Origin of the sequence: Bacillus spongiae, from assembly GCF_037120725.1 — a bacterium.
GTDB classification, from domain to species: Bacteria; Bacillota; Bacilli; order Bacillales; family Bacillaceae_K; genus Bacillus_CI; species Bacillus_CI spongiae.
Genome location: NZ_JBBAXC010000011.1, coordinates 153035 through 175569, shown reverse-complemented (window position 1 = coordinate 175569; position 22535 = coordinate 153035). Strand labels below are relative to the sequence as shown.

The 22535-nt window shown below is 37.2% G+C and carries 25 protein-coding genes; 4 read left to right on the top strand and 21 right to left on the bottom strand.

The window, feature by feature from the left end; genetic code table 11:
* On the bottom strand, positions 1 to 357 hold a 357-nt coding region (locus WAK64_RS14475; RefSeq protein ID WP_336587699.1), incomplete at its 3' end, for a transposase.
* A 389-nt stretch (positions 358 to 746) separates the two neighbouring features.
* On the opposite strand from WAK64_RS14475, the gene WAK64_RS14470 reads away from it, so the two are divergent.
* A complete protein-coding gene (locus WAK64_RS14470) occupies positions 747 to 2051 on the top strand; it encodes a NarK family nitrate/nitrite MFS transporter (protein WP_336587698.1) in 1305 nt (434 codons plus the stop codon).
* 194 nt (positions 2052 to 2245) lie between these two features.
* Here the strand turns inward: WAK64_RS14470 and mobB are convergent, their stop codons facing one another.
* Positions 2246 to 2746 carry a molybdopterin-guanine dinucleotide biosynthesis protein B gene (mobB, locus tag WAK64_RS14465; RefSeq protein WP_336587697.1) on the bottom strand — a complete coding sequence of 167 codons (501 nt, stop codon included), beginning with the start codon at positions 2744 to 2746 and terminating at the stop codon, positions 2246 to 2248.
* 163 nt (positions 2747 to 2909) lie between these two features.
* On the opposite strand from mobB, the gene moaC reads away from it, so the two are divergent.
* Positions 2910 to 3395, top strand: a complete 486-nt coding sequence (gene moaC, locus WAK64_RS14460) for a cyclic pyranopterin monophosphate synthase MoaC (RefSeq protein WP_336587696.1) — start codon at positions 2910 to 2912, stop codon at positions 3393 to 3395.
* 159 nt (positions 3396 to 3554) lie between these two features.
* Here moaC and WAK64_RS14455 read toward each other — a convergent pair whose 3' ends face one another.
* The 11 genes from WAK64_RS14455 to WAK64_RS14405 form a co-directional block, all read right to left on the bottom strand.
* The gene (locus WAK64_RS14455) at positions 3555 to 4004 is read right to left on the bottom strand and encodes a carboxymuconolactone decarboxylase family protein (protein WP_336587695.1); all 450 of its coding nucleotides are present in this window, start codon (positions 4002 to 4004) and stop codon (positions 3555 to 3557) included.
* 661 nt (positions 4005 to 4665) lie between these two features.
* The gene (locus WAK64_RS14450; protein ID WP_336587694.1) at positions 4666 to 5169 is read right to left on the bottom strand and encodes an Rrf2 family transcriptional regulator; all 504 of its coding nucleotides are present in this window, start codon (positions 5167 to 5169) and stop codon (positions 4666 to 4668) included.
* A gap of 160 nt (positions 5170 to 5329) precedes the next feature.
* The gene (locus WAK64_RS14445) at positions 5330 to 5608 is read right to left on the bottom strand and encodes a hypothetical protein (RefSeq protein WP_336587693.1); all 279 of its coding nucleotides are present in this window, start codon (positions 5606 to 5608) and stop codon (positions 5330 to 5332) included.
* 149 nt (positions 5609 to 5757) lie between these two features.
* Positions 5758 to 6465: a DUF4176 domain-containing protein gene (locus WAK64_RS14440; protein WP_336587692.1), complete on the bottom strand. Its 708-nt coding sequence runs from the start codon at positions 6463 to 6465 to the stop codon at positions 5758 to 5760.
* A 395-nt stretch (positions 6466 to 6860) separates the two neighbouring features.
* Positions 6861 to 7523 carry a molybdate ABC transporter permease subunit gene (gene modB, locus WAK64_RS14435; protein ID WP_336587691.1) on the bottom strand — a complete coding sequence of 221 codons (663 nt, stop codon included), beginning with the start codon at positions 7521 to 7523 and terminating at the stop codon, positions 6861 to 6863.
* Positions 7524 to 7531: 8 nt separating this feature from the next.
* Positions 7532 to 8299, bottom strand: a complete 768-nt coding sequence (modA, locus tag WAK64_RS14430; RefSeq protein ID WP_336587690.1) for a molybdate ABC transporter substrate-binding protein — start codon at positions 8297 to 8299, stop codon at positions 7532 to 7534.
* Positions 8296 to 8817 carry a MogA/MoaB family molybdenum cofactor biosynthesis protein gene (locus tag WAK64_RS14425; protein ID WP_336587689.1) on the bottom strand — a complete coding sequence of 174 codons (522 nt, stop codon included), beginning with the start codon at positions 8815 to 8817 and terminating at the stop codon, positions 8296 to 8298. Before WAK64_RS14425 ends, modA begins: the two co-directional genes overlap by 4 nt.
* Before the next feature lie 282 nt (positions 8818 to 9099).
* A complete protein-coding gene (locus WAK64_RS14420) occupies positions 9100 to 9333 on the bottom strand; it encodes a MoaD/ThiS family protein (RefSeq protein ID WP_336587688.1) in 234 nt (77 codons plus the stop codon).
* Positions 9330 to 9797 (bottom strand): molybdenum cofactor biosynthesis protein MoaE, encoded by a 468-nt coding sequence (locus tag WAK64_RS14415; RefSeq protein WP_336587687.1) that lies wholly within the window; start codon positions 9795 to 9797, stop codon positions 9330 to 9332. Before WAK64_RS14415 ends, WAK64_RS14420 begins: the two co-directional genes overlap by 4 nt.
* A gap of 5 nt (positions 9798 to 9802) precedes the next feature.
* Entirely contained in the window at positions 9803 to 11077 is a 1275-nt protein-coding gene (locus WAK64_RS14410; RefSeq protein WP_336587686.1) for a molybdopterin molybdotransferase MoeA, read from the bottom strand.
* Positions 11078 to 11096: 19 nt separating this feature from the next.
* Positions 11097 to 12110 (bottom strand): MoeB/ThiF family adenylyltransferase, encoded by a 1014-nt coding sequence (locus WAK64_RS14405; RefSeq protein WP_336587685.1) that lies wholly within the window; start codon positions 12108 to 12110, stop codon positions 11097 to 11099.
* A 136-nt stretch (positions 12111 to 12246) separates the two neighbouring features.
* Here WAK64_RS14405 and WAK64_RS14400 point away from each other — a divergent pair, with 136 nt between their 5' ends.
* The gene (locus tag WAK64_RS14400; protein WP_336587684.1) at positions 12247 to 12786 is read left to right on the top strand and encodes a hypothetical protein; all 540 of its coding nucleotides are present in this window, start codon (positions 12247 to 12249) and stop codon (positions 12784 to 12786) included.
* A 250-nt stretch (positions 12787 to 13036) separates the two neighbouring features.
* Here the strand turns inward: WAK64_RS14400 and WAK64_RS14395 are convergent, their stop codons facing one another.
* Entirely contained in the window at positions 13037 to 13420 is a 384-nt protein-coding gene (locus tag WAK64_RS14395) for a hypothetical protein (protein ID WP_336587683.1), read from the bottom strand.
* Between the two features lie 226 nt (positions 13421 to 13646).
* The gene (locus WAK64_RS14390; RefSeq protein ID WP_336587682.1) at positions 13647 to 14624 is read right to left on the bottom strand and encodes a vanadium-dependent haloperoxidase; all 978 of its coding nucleotides are present in this window, start codon (positions 14622 to 14624) and stop codon (positions 13647 to 13649) included.
* 368 nt (positions 14625 to 14992) lie between these two features.
* Here WAK64_RS14390 and WAK64_RS14385 point away from each other — a divergent pair, with 368 nt between their 5' ends.
* The gene (locus tag WAK64_RS14385) at positions 14993 to 15715 is read left to right on the top strand and encodes an endonuclease/exonuclease/phosphatase family protein (protein WP_336587681.1); all 723 of its coding nucleotides are present in this window, start codon (positions 14993 to 14995) and stop codon (positions 15713 to 15715) included.
* A 549-nt stretch (positions 15716 to 16264) separates the two neighbouring features.
* On the opposite strand, the gene WAK64_RS14380 is transcribed toward WAK64_RS14385, so the two are convergent.
* From WAK64_RS14380 to WAK64_RS14355, 6 genes are all read right to left on the bottom strand, one after another.
* Positions 16265 to 17374, bottom strand: a complete 1110-nt coding sequence (locus tag WAK64_RS14380) for an acyltransferase family protein (RefSeq protein ID WP_336587680.1) — start codon at positions 17372 to 17374, stop codon at positions 16265 to 16267.
* A 370-nt stretch (positions 17375 to 17744) separates the two neighbouring features.
* Positions 17745 to 17936, bottom strand: coding sequence for a hypothetical protein (locus WAK64_RS14375; RefSeq protein WP_336587679.1), 192 nt, complete (start codon positions 17934 to 17936; stop codon positions 17745 to 17747).
* Entirely contained in the window at positions 17929 to 18459 is a 531-nt protein-coding gene (locus tag WAK64_RS14370; protein WP_336587678.1) for a QcrA and Rieske domain-containing protein, read from the bottom strand. Before WAK64_RS14370 ends, WAK64_RS14375 begins: the two co-directional genes overlap by 8 nt.
* Before the next feature lie 19 nt (positions 18460 to 18478).
* A complete protein-coding gene (locus WAK64_RS14365) occupies positions 18479 to 19021 on the bottom strand; it encodes a 4Fe-4S dicluster domain-containing protein (RefSeq protein WP_336587677.1) in 543 nt (180 codons plus the stop codon).
* A 32-nt stretch (positions 19022 to 19053) separates the two neighbouring features.
* Positions 19054 to 21177 carry a formate dehydrogenase subunit alpha gene (gene fdhF / locus WAK64_RS14360; protein WP_336587676.1) on the bottom strand — a complete coding sequence of 708 codons (2124 nt, stop codon included), beginning with the start codon at positions 21175 to 21177 and terminating at the stop codon, positions 19054 to 19056.
* A complete protein-coding gene (locus WAK64_RS14355; protein WP_336587675.1) occupies positions 21174 to 22358 on the bottom strand; it encodes an MFS transporter in 1185 nt (394 codons plus the stop codon). Before WAK64_RS14355 ends, fdhF begins: the two co-directional genes overlap by 4 nt.
* Positions 22359 to 22535: the final 177 nt, after the last annotated feature.

The window sequence follows — 22535 nt, the reverse complement described above, 5'->3', positions numbered from 1 at the left end:
TTGGACAAAACATTCCCGAATTAATTCTTTCACTTCTGGTTGAACACGGAATCGATTGATTGTGCGGTAGCTTGGTTCATGTCCTTGAGCTAACCACATCATACGAATACTGTCTTTTAATAGAGCTTCAATTTTACGTCCAGAAAAGACCGATTGTGTGTAGGCACATAAGATAATTTTAAGCATCATGCGTGGATGATAGGCAGGACAACCCTCATTTCGGAGAAATGATTCGAATGCTTTATGAGGAATACTTTCAACTAAATGATGGACATGGAAGGCAATATCATTGTTTTGTAATTTTACTTCTAAATCTAAAGGCAAAACTAGTTGATTCATGATATAATTTTTAAACATAAGGACCCTTCTTTCGATGAGATTTTGTGTGGTAACTTTATTTTATCAGAAGTGGTCCTTATTTTAATTCAAAAATAAACAAAGCCGGTGAAATTTTACTTATTGTAAAATTTCACCGGCTTTTTCATCTCAGAGGTGGGTTTTGTCCCAGCCTCCTTTTTAATTTGGTTCAGCAATTATTTGGTGAGGCCTGCACCCCTTATCGACGTGGAACACTTAAATTTTCGAATTAATCCTTCTTCTATATAGTTGACAAAACAAGAAAATCCGCCCTGTTAATTGCATGCCTGTGATGTACTTCACAACCTATCGAGTTTCCCTTTGATACGATACAGCTATGAACGATCTCATTTTACTTTTGTTATTAAAACCGATTAGGAGGAAGTATTATGGCAAGAATCACTACTTGGAATCCTGAAAACAGTCATTTTTGGAACACAGAAGGAAAAAAACATGCAAACAGAAATTTGTGGATTTCCGTGTTCGCTCTTATGTTAAGTTTTATTGTTTGGCAAATTTGGTCTGTGACTGCGGTAAGATTAAATGATGTAGGATTTAATTTAACTGAAAGTCAGCTTTTCACATTGGCAGCACTTCCAGGGTTAGTTGGTGCGACCCTACGAATTTTCTTTACTTTTATGCCTGGAATTGTCGGTGGTCGTAATTGGACCGTCATTAGTACATCCGTTTTACTCATTCCAACAATTGGAATTGGTATAGCTGTACAAAACCCTGATACATCATTTGTTACGCTTGCAATTTTAGCAGCGCTCTGTGGCCTTGGTGGCGGAAACTTCTCTTCATCAATGGCTAATATTAGCCCCTTCTTCCCTAAAAAAGAAAAAGGGACAGCAAATGGAATTAATGCTGGCCTTGGAAACCTAGGGGTAAGTGTTGTTCAATTTGTTACTCCTATAATCATCTTTGTACCTTGGTTAGGCATGCTCGTTGGTGGTGCACAAACTTTACCAGATGGCAGTGAAATCTTCATTCAAAACGCCGCCTTCATTTGGGTTATTCCGATTATTATTATGGTTATACTAGCTTTCTTTGGAATGGATAACCTGCCTGGGACAAAGCAATCCTTTAAAGAGCAAGCCGACATCTTTAAAGAAAAGCATATGTGGATTATGGCGTGGCTATATACAATGTGCTTTGGATCCTTTATTGGCTATGCTGCAGCCTTTCCTTTATTAATCAAGTCGGAGTTTCCAGAAGCAGGAGCTGCTGGACTTGCGTTCTTAGGACCTTTAATTGGAGCAGCCATTAGACCTTTGGGTGGATGGATATCTGATAAGCTTGGCAGCGGAGCTCTTGTGACATTTTGGGATACGATTCTTATGATGGTATCGACAATCAGTGTCATCTATTTCTTAAATGCCGAAAACTTTATTGGATTTTTAATCTCTTTCCTTGTATTATTTTTCGCAACTGGAATTGCTAACGGTTCTACATTTAGAATGGTCCCTTTTATCTTTACAGATGCAAAAGCACGATTAGCTGCACCGGTTTTAGGCTTTATCGCTGCGATTGCCGCTTACGGAGCATTCTTAATCCCGAAAATATTTGGTTGGTCTATTAATGCTACGGGATCAGCAAACTTAGCGCTTTACTTATTTTTAGGGTACTATTTGATAAGCTTAGTCATTTGCTGGTACTTCTATTCTAGAAAAAATGCTGAAGTCAAATGTTAGATCGACATACAACATAATTTAAATAAACTAACTACTAACCATTTATAATTCAATGGCACAACAAAAACACGCTTGGAACTCTACAAGCGTGTTTTTCCATGAATTCTACCTTTTTCCTGTGAGTAACTAATTATATGGACGCGATTGAGTGATGCTCTTTTCCCCTCTTTATGTTGCAAAGTTTATGAATAAAATTATGCTCTCAATACGGATTCCTTGAACCATTGCTTTATTTCATCTACATTCTCTTTCTCAATATACGTTATGCCTGCTTTATGATCAATTTCACAATTTTTAGGGTATAGCACCCCTATAACATTTTCTACCTGTTCTAGTAAAGGGAGGTCTTGTTCTCCTCTCAATAAAACAACCTTTTGGTATGATTCTGTTTTGAACCCTTCTGCAATAATGAGGTCTAATTGCAATAGCTCATAATAGGATAAGATTTTCTTCAAGCTCCACACAGTACCTTTTATTGAAAGGTTAAGCATTCCTCCCCCCTCTACCCCTGCAATGATTGCTCCAGCTGCTTGATGCTTATAACTATCTGTCTGTTGGACTACATCAGGTGCCCCGTGAGCATGTCGTTTACAAGACCCTACCATATAGCCTAATTCATTGGCATATTCAATGAACAAAGACGTCATCGTTGTTTTCCCACTATTTTTATACCCTACTACTTGTAAGACCTTCAATGATTTTCAGCTCCTTTTAAGCTTAGAGGTGTAAGATTTATATGCTATGCTATTTTTAGTTTATAGTATATGAGGGCAAAAAGGTTTGTATATGACCTTTGTCACTACACTCTTTTTTCATCTTATTTATACTGAGAATAAATCTTTTATGGAGTTGAATAGAATGTCAAAGTTTACTCATTTTAACGAGCAAGGCCATGCCAAGATGGTCGACATATCGAATAAAGAAGAAACGACTAGAATCGCAAAAGCCCGCTCGAGCATTCGTGTGAATAAAGAAATTTATCAAAAAATAATCGACCATGATTTTCAAAAAGGAGACGTTCTTTCAGTAGCACAAATTGCTGGAATTATGGGGGCAAAACAAACTTCTTCCATCATTCCAATGTGCCATCCCCTCCCTTTGAGCGGCGTTAATATAATCTTTGATTGGAAGGATAAAAACGCTGCTGACTTTGAGCTGATCATTGAAGCTGAAGTCAAGACGAAAGGAAGCACTGGGGTTGAAATGGAAGCATTAACTGCCGCCTCCATCACAGCATTAACCGTTTATGATATGTGCAAAGCGGTTGATAAAGGAATGGTGATAGGGGAAACGTATTTATTAGAGAAGTCAGGCGGGAAAAGTGGCGATTATAAACGAATTTAATCAAAGCCTCAGTGTTTATACTCACTGAGGCTTTTGTTCCTTTTCACTCTATTTAAGCATTTTTTGTTGTTCCTGTTTGAAGCCTTTTACATACTACAAAAGATCAACGTTTCACCTCGATGGCCTTTTTGCTCACTATCGTGTAATTGCCACCTCGTATTATTCTTCGCTTTCTGCTGGCATCATACGTGTTGTAATGGCAATTCGATTCCATGCATTTATGGTCACAATGGCCATAATTAGCTCCGCTATTTCTTTTTCAGAAAAAGAACGATTTACTTCGTCATACACTTCATCTGAGACATGCTCACTTGACACTAGCGTGACAGCTTCTGTTAAGGCCAACACAGCTCTTTCTTTTTCCGAAAAGAAGTTCGTTTCTCTCCAAGCATTAAGTGCATATATTCGTTGCTCTGTTTCACCTAATTTCCGAGCATCTTTCGTATGCATGTCAATACAAAATGCACATCCGTTTATTTGTGATGCGCGGATTTTAATTAACTCTAACATTTTTTTGTCCATTGACGCATTAGCTAAATACCCCTCAAGACTATACATTGCCTTATACGCATTTGGATCAACTTCATTCATTAAAATTCTTGGTTTCATCCTAAACACCCTCCTATAAGATAATATAGATATATGTTATCTGTAATAAGGATAAAAAAAGATTTACTTTTTATATAACGAAAGTAAATATTCTAACGATTCACGTTTGTTCACCAAGACCGTTTAAGCCAGCACAATTAAATGAGCACCCTATATTATAGATAACATCTATCTGTATTATATTTATTTATGTAATTATTGTCAACCGAACTTTTTATTTGCCTTTTTCATAATTGCTGAATCTCAACATAAAGAGCCTTGTTTAAAAGGAAACAAGGAAAATATAAGTTTAAAACATATAGTTTTGATTCAGAATACTGGGAATTTAGAACGAGCAACTATTCTTAAGGGGGAAGCAGAGCTATAGTTAGTTATTCGGGAGGTTACTAGACGATGCGTAATGCTATATGTTTAACCTATGTAATGGGGAAATTATATTTATTAAGCCTGATATCAATATATTTCAGTTGGACATTCCTACTAAACGTGGTAAATGGGATAAGGAAAGCGGCTTTTTTCTTTTAGAAAGAATGTTTCCGTATATACACCATTGGTTTCGATAAAACGACTTAGATGGGCTTTAACGTACTAAGTCGTCTTAATTTAACAGCTTGTATTTATTATAAACATTGATGCTAGGAAGGATAACTATGAAGCTTATTTACTGTTTTTTTCTTTGATCAAACCATTCATTGGTTTTTTCAATTGTGCTAGTCGGCAATTCCTTGTCTAATGTTTGCTTTAACCATAATAGGCTTTTACTTTTCAAATAATCTCTCATTTTATTTTCAGCTTCTAACATCGTAATATTTATACGACAAGGGACAGCAGAACAGCATTCTTCTTGGTCCCCTTCTTGATTGAACAAGTTTTTGTCAACAATTCTTCGACATTGAAAGATTGGTTTCTCCCCTTCAACAGCTCGAACAACGTCCCAAAAGGAAATATTTTCAGGTAGTTGAGTTAACTCATATCCCCCTTTTACACCAGTAGTCGAAGTAATAATATCCGCTTTAACTAATTTGGTGAAAATTTTAGACAAATAAGTTTCCGATAATCCTTGTATCTTGGCTAAATCTTTTATTCCTATTGGTCCAACTTTTGAAGTGGAACATAAATACACTAAACTATGTAGGGCATATTCTACGCCTATACTGTACTGCATCAACACTTCTCCTTTATAGATAACATTTATCTATATTTAAATACTCTTTTCTCTAAAAGTCAAACAGAGTTGTATGAAGGTGGGGCATCTCTTTATTCCTTGTAATCACACTACTAAACCCTTCATTTCATTTTGACAATTGAAGAGTTTACTATATTCCTTAGTACAAGTCCGTTTGAGCTGAAATCCAGTTACCTAAAAAGACAACGATTGACTTCATTTTAAAGTCATACAGTCTCCATAGCGCTCCCTTTCTGTCCGTCAAATACCTTTCAGCGCTCTCTATTTCTTGGCCAATGTGCTGTAAGCTTCGATTGATTACTCCCGTTTCGTTCCATTTGATTAGACGTAGGTTCCTCAGAGAACGTAAAAGAATGGGGTTTCTAGTTGGGGCTGGGATTTTAGGATAATTCTCAAAATTCCTTGTGCGATTTAACATAATTTTACCCAAATGTCATGTCGGTCGACTCTTATGGTCGCTTGCCTTCCCAGTGTGGAAATATAAGCATTTGTATTAGCGACAGATTGTTCTAATAAGGATAGGAGATTCTCGATAAATGCATCGTATCTAGTTAGTGTCTATTCGCATTACCTCTCACCTGCTTTTTCTTCAGGTTCCCTTTCCATTTGGAGCTGACTCACGTCCGAGGTAGAAAATTCAATCGATTTCATTCCTTTATCCAGAATCATTTCATTTTTTATTAGCACTTCAAATGCCTCTTCCAGCTCGTCTTTATACCCCACGTGAACAACGCTTTCAATCAATGGATGCGTAAAATAGATGGTGCTATCTTTCTTAACTTCCCCTAATGGGTACACGACACCAACATAAGGAAAAAATGATTTATAGTTTTCTGGAAGAATAAATCTCCCTGTAATGACCACTTTAACTGGCTTTAAGGTTACTTGGTCTGGGTTAAAAAAATGAGGATCTAATTCCACGACAGAACCGAGTGGCAATACCTCACGCATCATTTCAATTGAATAAGACAAAAAATCTACATAGGATGCTTCTTCCAAGGAGAACTTCTTGTCTAAAAAAGCAATGGTATGTAAACCTTGTTCATTTCTATACGTTATATCGATTGTTTGACTATATAGATCAATAGAAGGTAGGTTTTGTCTGTACGCTTCATGTAAGTTCTTCATAACGGCCTCATCCTCCAAAAATAAGTCCGCAAACTCCAGAATCGCATCCGAGCATTCCACCGTCTCTCCGTTGTCTGGTAAATAAAAAAGTTGATGTAGTTTTTCCATCGCCAAACCTTTTAACTTCTCTTTAAACTCGGTGTTCATCAACGGCCTTCCCCGCTTTCATGGTTTAACTTCTGATTAAAATATTACTTACATAATTACGCAATTAAAATATACCTATTTACCTATTTTAATAAAACCATACTAATTGCGTATTTACTAAACAATAGTAAATTGTAAAGTCTACTAATCAGATGTAAGTCAAATGAACTAATTTAGTTATTTTGGGCTTCTTGAATAGACTCCTCAAAACTAGAGGGATTTCCCAATCAATATACGTCCAAATTCCGCAACATTTGCTTAAAAATCTGTAGATTACTTTTCCTTCATAAGATTTCCTTTTCCACAGGTTTTCCCGCTCCCGATTTATTCAAAAAAAACAAAAAAGAGCCACTGGCTCTAAAATATAAACACAATATTAAAACAAGTATCTTCTATTAGGATGCTCTATCCATCACTTTGATTAATACTAACAATATAAACGATAAACTAATACTGATTAAGGCATACTGCCATGCCAAGTCATTTTCACCTGATTCTATTGCCACATAAATAGCGGTTGAGATCGTTTGTGTTTTTCCAGGAATATTACCTGCAAACATTAACGTCGCTCCGAACTCGCCTAGTGCACGTGTAAAGCTTAAAATCACTCCCATTAAGAGCGCCTTTATAGCAAGAGGGATTGATATATGAAGAAATACCTTCCATTCGCCAGCACCATCTACCCTTGCCGCCTCTTCAATGTCAACATTTACACTACTAAAACCTGCTTTTGCAGCCTGATACATGAGTGGAAAGGTCACAATGATGGCGGCGATAATGGCAGCGAGCTTTGTAAAAAGAAGCGTCTCACCAATCAAAAACTGGATTCCTTTTCCTACCGGGCTGTTTATACCGAATATATATAATAATAAAAACCCTAATACTGACGGAGGTAATACTAAAGGTAATAAGAAAAGCGCCTCTAACACACTTTTCCCTCTCATTGATGAAGATTTAAGTCGATACGCTACCAAGACGGCAATAAGAAAAGCAACGGTAGTCGATATCGTAGCAATCATGATTGATAACTGGACTGGAAACCAAAAGTCTGTTGTCATATGAACACCTACTGATGTATATCAATTGTAAATCCGTACTTTTGAAACACGTTTAACGATTTTTCTGTTAACAAATATTGTTGAAATAGGAGAGCACCTTCCTCATTATCACTTGTTTTTACAACCGATGAATAGTACTCAATTTCCTGATGGTCCCCCTCACCAAATTCGTGGATAACCCTATACTCATCGTCTACTATCTCGCTTGCATAAACGATTGCAACCTGAGCAACACCCTGCTCGAGCAGGGTGAGAACATGAGTAACATCCTTCCCGTAAACGAAGCGACCCTGAAGGGTATTCCATGCTCCAAAAGAGGTTAACGCTTGCTTTGCATATTCGCCAGCCGGGACGATGGCTGGGTTCCCTATCGCAATCGACTCTTCGGATTGCAGCACTTCCTGAATCGTCCTTACTTTACTTCCCTTCGTTACCATAACAAGTTCATTCGTAAATAAAACCTTTCCGTTATGAACTATCGCTGAATTCTTTAATTCTTCATAATCATGACTAGATGCGGATAAAAACACATCAATTGGAGCGCCTTGTTCAATCTGTTTTCGTAAAGCACCTGTTGATCCAAAGTTGAATGTTACCGCTTGATTTGGATAGTCTTGCATATAATTTTGGTTAATTTCTTGCAAGCTTGTTTTTAAGCTTGCTGCGGCTGATATTGTAATAACTTCTTTCTCTTGCCCCTCACTGCAACTAGCCAAAACGGCGAGAAGCATGAATAACAACGCTACCCCTTTTAACCCTTTACTATTTTGTTTCATTTTTGATCCTTTGTTAGCTCCCAAATAATATGCACCAATTCAGGTAAAATGAGCTTATCCATCGCTAATTTAACTGCTCCTGTAGAGCCCGGTACTGAGAATACGACTTTCTTCTTTGAAATTCCTGCAATCGCACGAGATAAAATGGCAGCAGACCCAATGTCTTCTGTATAGCTAAGATAACGAAATAGCTCTCCAAACCCGTTCATTTCCTTTTCAAGCATCTTCTTCACTACTTCAATAGTGACGTCCCTTTGAGCAATTCCTGTTCCACCATTCACTAATATAGCCTGTATTTCCTCATTTTGTAGTCCACGTTGAATAGCTGATGAAATTTTCTCTTGATCATCTGGGACAATTTCATAGGTGATCAAGCTATGACCACTATTCTTCAATTTCTCCATCATCAGTTTTCCGCTCGTATCATTCTCTGTTGTTCTCGTATCGCTAACCGTAATCACGCTACATTTAACGACTTTATTTTTATTCAAATGCTCTTCATGATTGTGTGGCATCATTTAACCCCTTATTTCTATTTTTTTCTATTATTTTATCACGTATCATAAATGATGAGTGATAAAACCACCGTAATGAAAAGGAAAATATCTACTCCTATACCCACATGATGCGTAATTAGAAAGGAGTGTATAACAAATAGACTCCAATAAAATTAAAAGTCAATCATGATTATGAATGTGCCAATAAGATATTAAAAAATTAAATCTTAACTAGTAAATATAAAATCTATACTAGGTATACACGTATTCATGTCGATACTGGGGGAGGAAGTCTCCCCCCAATTAACCTCCACTAACTGGCGGGATGAGGGCAACGATATCTCCTGAACATATTTTATCCTGATCTTCGGCGTACTCTTCATTAATAGCTGACATAACTCCCCTTAATTGTATACCTTCATACTGCTCTTGAAGCCAACACTTCAGCTCTATGACGGTAATTTCGTTTTTATCGATTATCAGCTCAGGCTTCCCTACAGCTTCTTGGAGATGGGAAAATAATAATAGTTTTATCATACTTCACAGTCCTTTTCATTTGGCTTTCCTTCTGGATAGGCGTGATTTTCACGTTGGTCTCCTATCCATTTTTCACCGTCTTCCCAATGCTCTTTCTTCCAGATTGGGACGATTTCCTTAATTCTCTCAATCGCATACTCATTCGCCTCATAAGCACTTTTTCGATGAGGGGATGATACAGCAATCACAACAGCCACTTCAGAAATCGTTAAGCTTCCTATTCGATGGGTTATCGCCATCTTGACCCCAGGCCATTTTCTCTCCGCTTCTTCCCCAATTTGAGCAAGCTTTTTTACGGCCATTGGAACATAGGCTTGATACTCTAAATAAATGGTCCGTCGACCTTGTGTCCACTCACGAACCGTACCAATAAAGCTAGTAATTGCCCCAGCCTCCCGCCTTTCTACCTTTTGAATCACTTCCTGCACATCAATGGGAGTCTTTACTACTTCAAATTTTTCCACCGTTTTCACTCCTTCTCTTCTAGCCGTGCACACCCATCTTGGTCTTCTAGTAGATGAATCACAACCTCCATCTCTTTTTCATACCCTCTTGATCCACCTGGAAGTTCAATAAGCGCATTCGCATCAGCCAATGAGGAAACGACACTTGATTTATCTAACCCAGCTGGAATAGCGAAGACCCTTCCATTTTCAAAAGAAACAGTTGCACGAATAAATCGCGTAAATGGATTTGGCTTCTTAAAATCTGTTCCTAAATAACCTGTTATGCGCTTTAAAAACGGCTGTTGATGAGATAAATAGGTGCGAATAACAGGTCTAGTGAATAATTCAAACCCAACATAGCAAGCCGACGGATTACCCGATAATCCGAATAATAGTTTTCCATCTTTTTCAGCCACAGTAGTGACACTTCCTGGCCGCATTCCAATTTTATTAAATAGCACCTGAGCATTCATCTTTTGATAGATGTCAGGCAAATAATCATAATCACCTACCGAAACTCCTCCAGTCGTAATGAGGAAATCTACTTCTGTTAATGCCTTCTTCACTTGTTGATAACAAACCTCAATATCATCAGCAAATTGACCAAAATAAACCCCTTCCGCACCCGCACGCTCTAGCTGTGACAAAATCATAAATGTATTGCTGTTTCTAATCTTTCCAGGTTGTAACGGTTCATCTACATGTAATAGCTCACTTCCTGTAGAAATAACCCCTATCTTAGGTTTTATACTTACTGGGACTTCACTGTACCCAAACGTTGCTAAAAGTGCGACCACACCAGGATTAATATATGTTCCTTTTTTAACGAGGACAGTGCCTTTTGTCGTTTCTTCCCCTTTAAAAGAAATATTATCTCCTTCTTGATAGGCCCGGTTAATATCGACCATCCTTCTATTATGATGCGAATACGTACGAGCTAGCTCAAGCATTACAACCGCATCGCACCCAGCAGGAATTTGTGCTCCTGTCATAATCCGAACCGCTTGTCCACTTGTTACTTCTTCTTGAAACACGCTTCCTGCGCCAATTTCTCCAACTACTTCTAACGTGACAGGAGCAGCGCGTGAAGCCATTTTCGTATCTTCTGATCGAATAGCAAATCCATCGTAAGGAGAACGGTTAAAAGAAGGAATATCATGGTCTGCTTGCAAATCTTCCGCTAAAAAACGACCATGAGCATCGTTTAAAGAAACGTTCTCCATCCCTCCCACTTTTGCGTATTTCATCACGCTAATAATAGCTTCATTTACCCTAATAGGTGTACGTCTTTCAAGCATTCTTACTTCCTCCCATCCATTAACCTAATAGTTGATAATAAATCGTTTTTGCCTTCTTTATATCATTTGTCCCGTGAACTAGCGTACGACCATCTTTAAAAAAAACGAGGCGAAAGTCTTTAAGCTCAACGGATAGTAAATAAGGGTTTCGTTTTACCGTTCCGATGTTTATGAGGCTCTTCTCCAACTCTTCCAAATTTAGTTGATTAGTTGCCGAACGTAATTGGACTGTATTTCTACCGCAAAGTACGGTTGATTTCATCCTCTTTTCCCTCTGCAAAAACGGAGCTGTCGGATCCGTACCACACGAAGGACAATCCTGTTTTTTGGCTCTCTCCACATTCATCGTATAGTACTGATTTTGCCACAAGTCAAACGTAACCAATTCTGTTCGTAAAGACTTATTATCATTTACTAATATTTTCAGAGCTTCTGTCGTTTGATAAGTACTTACCATCTGAACAGTAGGAAAAATGATCCCTGCTGTATCACAAGTAGCACCTTGTAATGGCATGTTTTCTACTAAACAACGAAAACAAGGGGTTTTTCCTGGTATAATCGTATAACTCATTCCAGAACTTCCAACACAGGAACCATAGATCCATGGCATTCCTACTTGCTGGGCTAGATCATTTATGATGAAACGAGTATCAAAATTGTCGGTTGAATCCAACAATAGATCAACATCTTGCAATAACGGTAATAGGGATTGAACAGTAGCGTCCATGACATGTGCTTCTATTTCAACACTTGAATTGATTTCATTCAAGCGGTTCCTTGCCGCAATGGCCTTCGGCAACTGATTCGTTGCATCTTCTTCCGTATAGAGCAGTTGCCGCTGTAAATTGCTCCACTCTACGTAGTCTCTATCAATAATCGTCAATTTTCCAATTCCCGCTCGGACTAACACCTCTGCATTTGAAGCTCCAAGTGCACCTGCTCCTACGATTAAAACGTGCTTATTCGAAATTTCACTTTGTCCATCTATTCCAATCGGTTTAAAAAGAATTTGCCTTGAATAACGATCGTTCAACAAAGCTCTTCCCCTCTTTTCTCATTGATAAGTCAGTAACTTACATCACAGCTAGACTCATTTACTACTTTTATAATAAGGATATCAACGCTTATATGTAGTGATAAAGTTCACACATCCATTGGAGGGAATTACTTTGCTATCTGTCGTCATTGATCTATCAAATTTGGAGTTCGTAGAGGAACTTCTCCGAGCCTATAAATTTACAAAACAAAAAGAAACGTATGTATTAAAAAAGAAAAACAATATTTTTATTAACGCTACCATTAATCATTCTTCATGTAAATTAAAGACAGAATTCTCACCACACTTAACGTTAGAGCAATATGAAGAAATTCATGATATTCATGTACACTTAATCAAGGAATTAAATACGACGAAATATGATGATCGGAACAGTCTACTTGGCTATTTGCAAAACGGTGAAAAAGCCTACATTATAACCAATTGGGAGAAGTGGTATTCCTTTTTGCAAGAAGCAAAGTATAAAAGCCTAGAAGGAAAGAAAGTAATGATTCAAGATGAAAGCAAGCAAGAGCTTGCAAGTGGATTATTCCTCTCGTATGATTCAGACCCAAACACGGCTAAAATAACCCGTTGCACGGTTATTACCTTATTTGGCGAAAGAACGTTTAAAGGGGATGGGTTAACAATCGAACCAACAAATGAGTGGTAAAAGTTCAGTAGAAGCTTTCGTTAATACAATTTTATTAGCCTTTTCAGAATAATTGTAGCATTTTGTCTTAGTTTTGAGATACCTTTCCGTTTTTACACGATTGCCATTTTCACTTTATACAATATTCAACAAATTGCAACATACAATTTACATTTAATTTACATTTATATGATATAGTAGATTTGTAATTGATTCATACGATTCTCCTCTTCTTCCAGTCCTAGATAACTCTAGGACTTTTTCTTTTGCACTAACAAAAGCCAAGCTCCTTCATGGAACTCGGCTTAAATATCTTATTTACCTTTTCTGTGATAACAAATAAACACGAATAATGCCTATAATTCCTCCTATCTACCCTATTGTTGGGACCATAATAATCATATTCTGGATGTAAATCTGGGAATGCGAAACAATATTTTATAAGATTGCATACAGAATATAATACTAATAATGCAAATACTGATAAAACAAGATAATCTTTCACCTTCAATAACTGTTCCCCTAAGTGTTCAGCTAAGTGTTCAGCTAAGTGTTCAGCTAAGTGTTCAGCTAAGTGTTCAGCTAAGTGTTCAGCTAAGTGTTCAGCTAAGTGTTCAGCTAAGTGTTCAGCTAAGTGTTCAGCTAATATAATCACTACGAGTTTTATATAAAAAGTTTACTCCATATATGCAACCATTCCTATAGGGAGGTTACTATCAAATAACTAAAGTAAAGGAAGTTTTTTACTCCCCCATACTTACTCCTTTTCAATCATCCCTTCATTATCATTGATTTTATAAAACCCTTCCAAGTAAGAAGAATGATAGTAAATCAGTCAGTCTATACTTGAATTAACCGTTTAACCATATATTATTTTACAATCATTTTTTTCTTTTCTTACTACAATTGTCTGGAAGAACTAATGATGTACAAGTCGTATCAAAATCATATGGGATTGTTTGTCCATCTGGATACGGTGCTGGAGGGATTTCAGCCATCAAATTCTCTTCAAAAGGAACGTCTATTGGGTTCCCTTGAGAGTTTACTTCTTGACGAAGTTTATTTATTGCGACTTGTCCAATTTGTCTCCCTAAATTTAACCCCTCACTATTATCAATTGGGAAATGAACTAGAGCATACAAACGTGAAAGCGCTGCTTGTTCAGCTAATTCATCTAAACGAGCTGATTCTCCAGGGAAGAAATATTTCAACACTTCTGCGGCACAACCAGCAACAGCTGCGTGTCCTGACGGATAGGTAGGATGTCTAGGTGTGCATAAAACAGTTGCTAACTCCTGATCATACTGATCTGGTCTTGCAACAAGCCAAAGAAATTTATAATACCAAGTCACAACAAATGCATCATTAATTGCACTTTGAACAGCGCCTAAAATTCTTGCTGCCCTCGGTGCTGTTACCCCATAAGTGTCAATAAGACGATCAATTGTAGGTGTCCATTGTTTTGTTGCCACACCTGTCCCCCAATAACGGGCAATTGTTTTTTCTGATGGAGTTAAGTGATCTCTAGTTTCTAATACAACCTTAAGCTGTTGTTCAAAATCAATGTAATTTGGATTAAGAATAGTAAAGTATGTTGGCTCTCCCTCAGGTTTAGTAAAAAACAGATCGCGGCATCGTTCTAAATTATACATGGTCCATGAACCTGATAATGGGTCTTCAGGATTGGTAGGAGGTCCCGTTTCCCCGGCATAGGGAATTTCATTCCACTTTAAATAATTATACTCACAAATACACGGTGTTTGCTTACAATAACAATCTAGCAACTTCTTTTTTTGGTGGTCACACCCACAATCCAAAGATTCTCTCCCAAAAGCACTTGTTTTCAGTTTTTCATCCAATAATAACACCCCTTTTACATATTATGTTAATATACTATTCGACAACGAGTCTTTTTGATCATTCAAATTACTACTTGTTAGGAAAATAGTCATTATCCCTAAAAAGAATAGATAAGATTACATCTCATTTCCTTCGTTTTTTATTATTTCACCATATCAACAAAAGTGTTTTTTTGGCACAGTGTATGACCATCTATTTCTTTTTGTAGAAGAACATAGTCCTTTCCATCTACTTTTCTTTCCTCATAAAATTACTAAGATTTAAACTTGTATCAAAACAATTATTTATTATAAGAAAATAGTACAAACATAGATAGAACCTTTACATATAATGCTATTAAAATAATTGAGAGGAGGGAAAATACTAAATGAAAACGATGAGTTTCAATATTTTAGCAGATAGAAGAACTTGGAGAAACCGAAGGGAAGGGATTATTAATAAAATTTTTGAAGTAAACCCTGATATAGCTGGACTTCAAGAAGCTTTTAGCGTTCAAAGGAATGATTTATCTTTCGGTCTTTCCAGCACCTATGATTTAATTGAATTCAACATTCCAGTAAATTATGATAACCCTATTCTAGTTAGGAAAGATTATTTTACAATTTTAGACTCAGGTTTTGTAGAGGCAGCTGAATGCAATTTTACTCGCTATATTACTTGGTTAAGATTAAGGGAAAATAATTCTATAAAAGAATTCTACTTTTATAATAATCACTTCTGTTTTCAGCCAATGACTGTTAAAGAAGAACAGGCAATTATTCAAGCTCAGACTATATATGAACACCAAACTCAACTATGTGGTAATGAGCAAATGGCAATCTCTGTTGGTGATTTTAATTCGAATCGAAGTAGTTCTGTAATGGAATATTTATTAGAACAAGTTCCAATTGACGGTACTCCTAATCCCGTTAATTTAGTGGATACTTGGGATATAGCAAATCCAACTACTCCAAAACCACCTACAACGCAACAGGGAGCGGCTATTGATTGGATCATTACCCTTTCCGGTACAACAGTTACTGAAGCAACAATTGTTAATTCAGATGGATTTTCAGATCATTTTCCTGTAACAGCAACCATAATATTATGAAAACAAGATGAGGCTGGGACATAAGTATCCCACCCATAGGAAAAACCGAATTATAATGAAAACTCGAATATAGAGTTCCGTTATAGTTCGGTTTTTTAAATTTTAACTCTTAGTTTTATAAGAGATTATTCGGTTTTGAGTATGGTACATTTAGTTTTGTCCCAGCCTCACCTGTACCAGTTATTTTTGAATAGTTATCTTTTTACTCTTTCCTATTTAATAGAACAAACATACATATTATTGGCATGTGAAACGCAACTTCTTTTAATTCTCTTTTTCCAGAATCTATCCTTTTCCGTAATAAATATATAGTAAATAAACTCTCGCTAGCTTTTATACTATATAGACCCTGCCTTAATTCCCTACTTAACAAAACTTTGTGGTTTTTTCTTTTTTCATGTCGAAGTAGCCTTTGATAGTAAACGTTCTCTATGTATAAAAGATTCCCTTCATAATAACGCCCTAGCCAAAGCAATGTTTAAACTGAGTGAAGAAAAGTTAGAGCATAGTTTATCCAACCTAAAAAAGAGAGCATGCTCTCCTAAAAATTTATACGCTATTTTCTTTATAATGATGAACCGGATGGGGATTTGTAGGTGAAGAAGGCTTAATTCCAATCCCAACTTTTCCAACAATGTATGACCCGAATTTAAATTGATTTAATAAATAGATACAGGCCATTGAACCTAGTAGAGCTAGAGAAGTTGCAAACACAAAATAAAGAATTAAATTTCCTATTGAAAAAGTGTTCGTAAATAAGCTTTGACTTAATAAAAAAAAGAACGGATGTAATAAATAGATTCCAAATGAATATTGGCTAATTTTCACAAGAGGTCGTGGGATAGATTTCATTTTCATACCTAAATAAAACAAGAAGAAGGCCATTGCCATAGTATGGATGATCATATCCACTCTTTTTGATTGAATATAGGTTAATAAACTACTGTAGCACAATAATAGGACGATGAAACTAGTTACAAATGGAGCAATAATCACAATTTTTTTGTATTTTTGCAGTGTAGCTTTAAACTTGTCAAAATACTTTCCAGAATAATAGGCTACCGTGAAATAGCCAACCCATGCGATAAATAATAAATGAAATGGGAAGGTCGGGTTAGGTTCAATAAAATTAAAATAGCCCAAGTATAAAATATTTATAATTAAAGATACAATTATTACATATTTCATATTAAATTTCTTATCTATATATTTAGTGAATAAAAAATGCAATAAGTAAAACTGAAAAATGATTAACACAAAGTATCCATGAAAATAGCCAAGTACAAATTGCTCATAAAGCTTTGAAAAAAATAATTGAGACGAGACATCGTTATGTTGAAAGGTTACAATTAGTGTATTAAATAGGCCTATGACAATAAAGGGAACAAAAATAAACTTAAGTCGTTTACGAAAAAAACCTTTAGGAACTTTGCCTTTGTAGGCGTTAGCCAATATAAACTCTGAAATAAACACAAACATAGGTGTTCCAAACATCAATAGAATTTGAAAGACGAATAATACATAATTGATTTCCATATAGTCTGGAGCTTTACGAATTCCAAAGTTGACGAACACTGAATAGATGGCATGAATGATCACCACAGCTAAACAAGCTACTGATCGTAATAGAAATAGTTCTTTTACAATAAATTTTGACATAGTCCCTCCCATTAAAGTTGTTTGTTCACCATTAAGAATATTCTGTTCTTTAAAGAGGTTATCTCATTATCCTAAAATTTGTCCAGCAAGATAATATACTTTTTTTTCCATAATTAAACGTAATGGAGATGGAAAGAGATAGACTGTATTGACTAAGAAATGACTATAGTAGATAACGACATCCGTCTCGATAAACTCGTACAATCGTTTGGGAACAAAATGACCTATTTCGTCAAAACAAAACATTAATTCCAGACTACTGTTCCTCCTTTTTCATGGAAAAAACCATCGGCTTAGTGTAGCTGAAAATCACAACATGAAATCAAATGAAAAACCACATGATGTTCTCTCATCATGTGGTTTATTCCTTTTACTTATACTCTATCCTTCTCCAAAAGACATACGTAATGAAACAACTAACGGTTGCAATAAAACTGATTCCACTAAAAAGCCAAACCCTGTTATATTCTTCACCATAGTACGATTCAATGGTCCACTGCAGCATGACGACATTAACGATTAAGGTAAGAAAGATCATTGCCCAATAGCCTTTTTTACCCATGGCGCACCTGCCTTCCGACTGCATAAATAGAGTCATCTTTTACTTCTAGCTGAATCATCGGTAATTCCCTTTGAGGTGGACCTGCTTTCGGGTGTCCATTTTCTACACTAAAGAATCCACGATGACAAGGACAAAGCAGGACTGATTCTTCTTTTTCATAGAAAACCGGGCATTGTAAGTGGGTACATTTACTGTTATAAGCTTTTAATTCACCATCCTTTGTATGAACTAAAATGGCTGGCTCTTCATCAGATGGATAGTTAAACGTTATGGAACTATCTTTTGGAATGTCTCCTAGTCTTCCAATATATTTCCGGTTTACCTTCTCCTCCTTCGCTTTTAAGGTCAGAAAAGGGAAAGGAAGAGTGGCAAGTCCGATGGTAATCGAAGCTCCGACCGCTGATTTCAAAAATGCTCTTCGGTTAAATTTAAGGTCCTCGTCTCGGTTAAGGTTATCAATTAGGTTAATCATATCGTCCTTCGTCTGTCTTTCATTTCGTTTAACCTTCTGGTTTTTTGACATGATAACATACTTCCTTTCCTTAATCTGTATAAACGCCAAAGAATTCAGGTACGTAATCCCATTTGTTTCCTTCCTGAGGTTTTTTCCCTTCAACTAAGTTCATTTGAGTTCGTCTTCTTCTCAATTGTTGCATTTCTTCAAAGTCAATAAAGCGAATGGCCTCACTCGGACAAACGGATGCACACATTGGCGCAATATCATGTTTGGACCTGTCATAACACATGTCACATTTATACATTTTATTTTCTTCAAAATCGAACTTCGGAATTCCGAATGGACAGCCAAACGTACAGTTACGACAGCCGATACATTTCTCTTCCATAGCTGATAAGACGACGCCTTCCTCTGTAATTTGAATCGCATTTGCCGGACAAACTCTTGCGCAGGCTGGGTCTTTACATTGCATACATAGCATTGGATACGTTTGACGGCTTTCAGTAAAATCGACGTATTCTACGTAATTGCGCTCTTTAGCATCATGATCGCCACATTCACGACAAGCTGCTTGACATGCACGACAACCAATACATCGTTCAAACTCTAAATACATTATTTTATTCATCACTCTTAAGCTCCCTTCAGTAAAATCTCCACTTACACTTTATCTATTTTCAACGAACAAACCTTAAATTCTGGCATTCTAGAAGTTGGATCAAGATGATCGCTTGTCAATTTATTCACAGCTAATTCTTTCCCCCAGTGATACGGTACAAACACCGTGTCTTTTCGAATCGCTTTTGTTATACGGGCTTTTGCAACCATATGAGACCTCGGTGTTGATAACTTGACTAAATCTCCTTCTTGCACATGGTATTTGCTTGCTAATGCCGGATGCATTTCCGCAAAGGGTTCGGGACATTGCTGCATGAGAAAGTCGATTCTCCTTGTTTGATTTCCTGATAAATAGTGGAACACTACTCTACCCGTCGTTAAAAATAACGGAAACTCATTGGATGGTGTTTCGCCAGCTTCCTGCCAATCAATAACCGCAAGATTGGCTTTTCCATCCGGTGTTCCAAAGGATTGTTCAAACATTGTCGGTGTCCCGGGGTGCTCTTCCGATGGGCAAGGCCAAAATACCCCATCCTCTCGATCGATTCTATCCCATGTAATGCCATAATAATCCGCTTTTCCCCCTTTTGTTGCCAGGCGAAACTCTTCAAATATTTCTTTTGGTTCTTCATAGGGGAAATACTTCCCTCTCCCCATCCTCTTTGCTATTAAACTCATAATTTCCCAATCTGGCTTCGATTCACCTATCGGCTCACTTACTTTTCGTATTCGTATCACACGACCTTCTATATTGGTCGTAGTACCTTCATCTTCTGCCCAGCTCGTTGCCGGAAGTACCACATCTGCAAACTGAGCCGTTTCAGATAAAAAGAAATCACTAACGACTAAGAAATCTAGTTTCTGAAATCCATTCCATATATGATCTAGGTTTGGTGCAGAAACAGCTGGGTTACTACAAATCACGTGCATCCCGCGAATATTTCCTGCCTGAATTTCATCGAACATCTCATAAGCTGAAACACCCGGTTTCGGCATTTCACTTGGATCAATTCCCCAAACACTTGAAATATAATCAACCGCTGCTGGATCGGTTATTTTTCGGTACCCTGGTAGCAAATCCGACTTTTGACCGTGTTCTCTTCCTCCTTGACCATTCCCTTGTCCTGTTAGTGTTGCAACACCAGAAGCAAATTTACCTACTTGGCCTCTTAGAAGTGCCATCGATGTATACAATGAAACATTATCTACCCCTTTGGATTGCTGTTCAGCTCCTCTAGCGAACATGACGACAGACCGAGGTGACATTCCGTATATATGAGCAGCCTTAATAATTTTTTCAATGGATACTCCCGTAATTTTTGACGTATATTCTGGAGTGAATTTCGCGACATTTTGCTTTAACTCTTCATAATTGTGACAACGCTCGGCTACGTATGCTTCATCAACATATCCTCCTTGAATGATAAGATGAAGCATTCCATTCGCAAGTGCTGAATCCGTACCTGGTTTAATATCAAGATGAACATCCGCCACTCTTGCCGTTGGTGTTTCACGTGGGTCGACAACGATGAGCTTTGCCCCTTTATCCTTGGCTTTCCAAAGCCATTGAATACTAGTTGGATGACATTCCGCTGTATTAGATCCTGCCATAAAAAAGCAATCTGTATGCTCAAGTTCTGGCCATGGTAAGGTTGAACCCCTATCCATCCCTAATGTTTTTAGAAAACCTCCAGCAGCTGAACTCATGCAGAAGCGACCGTTATAATCAATAAACCTAGTTCCAAGGCCTACTCTAGCGTACTTCCCTACTAAATAGCATTTTTCATTCGTCATGGACACTCCACCAAAAACTGAGATGGCATCCTTCCCACTTTCCTGTTGAAGCTTCTTGAAATTCCGTTCAATAAGATCTAGCGCTTCTTCCCAAGATGCTTCCACAAATTCACCATTTTTCTTAATTAAGGGATGTAAAATTCGATCTTTATGGTCTATCGTTTGGTAGGCTGTTACCCCTTTTGGACACATCTTTCCATTTGTAACGGGCCAATCATAACGAGGCTCAACCCCCATTACCTTCCCTGTTGCTTCATTTACTCGAATATGCATGCCACACTGCATTCCGCAATAACAGCAATGTGTCGTGATGAGTTTTTCACCTGGTTTATGAAGATTTTTGACCCCTTCTTTAGCTAAAAACTGGCTCATTTCTTTGTACCTCCAGTATTTTTATACTTTTCTAGTTCTTTTTCAACATGTTCAGGGAATTGATAATAGTCGTCTGTTCTTTCTTTACTAAACCCTGATAAATGCATACCATTAATCGTGGAAATGGGCTTTTCTTTCTCCTGTAAGGACGTTTCCATATTTAATTGCTTCATTACGCGCATTCTTCTACGACAGGCTGGGCAGTAGTCCGACAAAAAACTTCCATCTGCAAGCTGTAAATCAAAGCTTTGTACTTGAAGAATTGCCTGTACATCACTAATTTGATCTGTTGAACTATAGACCGTCCCGCAGGAGTGGCATGGTTTCGTATCAACCTTCCATTCTTCTTGATAGTTCATTGGGACAGCTGTTGCAAGTGGCCTAATTGGTAAATGAAATAATTTACCGAACGGAAAATACACTAGGAACACAACGACCGTTACTTGGTGAATCAGCGTTAAATAATGATGCATCCAGCCCTCTAATAACACATAGGACACCGTTAACGATAACCCTGAAACGGTTACGGCTAGTAATAAATACAATGGGAATAAATCAAATTCCGCTCTTTGCGTTACATTAACGTCTTGATTAACGATTCGCCTAACGAGCGCCATTGTGACACCTATCAACACCATCGTTGCCGTAATATTTAATCCATTGTAGACCAGCTCTGCAAACAACCCATGTGCAGCCATCGTAATTGTTTCCATTCCCATTACGACAATGACGTAGGTTTCTGGATCAACTAGTTCGAAATGCATCCAGCCGAAGGTTAACCCAAAGGTAATCGCTAATGACCCCATACACCCCCAAGCAATAAGAAAGTGTTGAACCCCACGATAGATTCCTCTTTTAAAAATAAATTTTTGGAGAAAAATATTTTCAAAGGCTGTTTTGGCGATTGATCGAATGTTTCTTCGTTGACGGTCTTTTTGTTTTAAATTTTGAAAGCTTCGTTTTACGACTTGCCTTGTCGCTGGTCTTAGTAGCCAGGCACTCATTCTAATCGTTATTCCGATGGCAAAAATGAACGAAGACAATAAATACCCCATCAACGCCATATCAAAATGGACAAACCTTTCCGTTCCAATCCAGATTGTAAATAACAAAAATAAAACAATAAAAAAGGCATATTGACTCGTTTTAGAATAAAATGATCGCTCCATTGTTTTCATCATTCTCTAACACCCCCGTGTGACTTTTTATACACCATGAACCCTTCAAATTTGCTAAATTCATAATAGTTGCTGATGTATCAACTGTTCTCATTGTAATGAATCTCACGTATTTACGTTGTGAAGTACATCACATGAGTGCTTACCTTCAAGTAAAACTTTTAAAAAGAGGTGTAATGA